This window comes from Streptomyces sp. H27-H5 (assembly GCF_026627505.1).
Classification (GTDB): domain Bacteria; phylum Actinomycetota; class Actinomycetes; order Streptomycetales; family Streptomycetaceae; genus Streptomyces.
In genome coordinates, this window is record NZ_JAPNLK010000297.1 from 1 (window position 1) to 1,380 (window position 1,380).

Sequence of the window (1,380 nt, forward strand, 5' to 3'; positions counted from 1 at the left end):
CTCAGCCGGTCGGCGGCCTTCTTGCCGCGGTGGGAGGAGCCGTTGTCCACGACCCAGAACACGCGTTTCGCGCCGGCGTAGGGCTCCTGGGCCATGACCTGGCCGACCAGGGCCATGAACGGGGCGATCCCGGTTCTCGGCTCGCAGCGGCCGAAGGTCTTCGCGTGGTGGACGTCGTAGGCGGCCAGGTAGGCCAGCGCGCCGCCGCGCCCGTAGGTGTGGTTCACCCGCATCGCCCTGGCCTGCCCGGGGGCCAGGGTGGGATGGCAGCGGCAGCGCGCCTGGACCGAGGTCTTCTCATCCGCGCTGATCACGTACTCGTCCGCGCCGAGCGCTTCGCCGTCCCAGGTGCGGGCGTACAGATCGAGGACGCGCTCGGCCCTGGACCGGAAGGCAGGGTCGGTGATGAAGATCCAGGACCGGTACTGCCAGGGCTTGAGCGCGTCCTGCTCGAGCCAGCGCCGCACGGTGGAGGCGGAGATCGCGCCGGCGATGGCGCGGGCGACAACCTCACGGGCCAGTTCCGGGGCCGACCAGCGCGAGAGCGGTGTGCCACTCTCCGCGGGCAGTTGACAGGCCAGGGCCCTGACCTGGGCACTCTGTAACGGTGTGAAGGCGGCCGGGCGCCCAGAGCGCTTGCGGTCACCCAGGGCCGACAGTCTGTGGGCGGCGAAACGGCCGCGCCAGGTGCGGACGGTGTCCAGATGCAGCCCGGTCTCCCGGGCGATACGGGCGTTGGAGCGATTACGGGCCGCGTGCAGGACGACCTGGGCACGCTGACGAAGCCGGTACTCGGTCTTGTGACCGTAGGCCATCTTCTTGAGCCGCTCGCGCTCACAGGCACTCAGGGCTATCGGGCAGGCAGAGGCAACGGGCAAGGCAGGCACGCCGATCACGAGAAGTGGATCACGACAGGGTGCATCCTGCCGCACCCCGCACCCCGCACCCCGCACCCCGCACCCCGCACCTGGCCCTGCGGCAGGATGTCCGCTGTGCCCACATCCTCGGAACACACCCGCCTCCAGCTCGAGTTGTACCTGAACATGCGCGCCGAAGCGGCCTGGCCCCAGCTGGCCGGCCTGCATGTCCGCCACCGGGGCCAGTACGCCTACGTGGAAGGCGAACTGGCCGATGGCGAGCGCCTCAAGCTGATGCGTCTGCGCTACACCGGCACCACGATCCGGTGGGGCTTCGCCCTCCACGACCCCGCCAGTGACCGCTACCAGGACGCCCTCCTGCCCACCGGCAGCCACAGCGGCACCCCCGAGGACGCACTCGACACCGCCTGCCACCTCCACCTCACCGGTCTCGACACCTGACACGGGCAAGCGCACGCCAAGCCCGACGTCAACCCCCGAAGGATTTACGACGCAGACCACT

At 70.4% G+C, this 1,380-nt stretch carries 2 protein-coding genes; one reads left to right on the forward strand and one right to left on the reverse strand.

Annotation, left to right across the window (positions count from 1 at the left end; translation table 11 throughout):
- Positions 1-878 (reverse strand): IS630 family transposase (locus OTB19_RS42870; protein ID WP_267804278.1); only part of this gene is annotated, 878 nt, incomplete at its 3' end.
- 114 nt (positions 879-992) lie between these two features.
- Between OTB19_RS42870 and OTB19_RS42875 the strand changes: the two genes are divergently transcribed.
- The gene (locus OTB19_RS42875; RefSeq protein WP_267804279.1) at positions 993-1,319 is read left to right on the forward strand and encodes a hypothetical protein; all 327 of its coding nucleotides are present in this window, start codon (positions 993-995) and stop codon (positions 1,317-1,319) included.
- Positions 1,320-1,380: the final 61 nt, after the last annotated feature.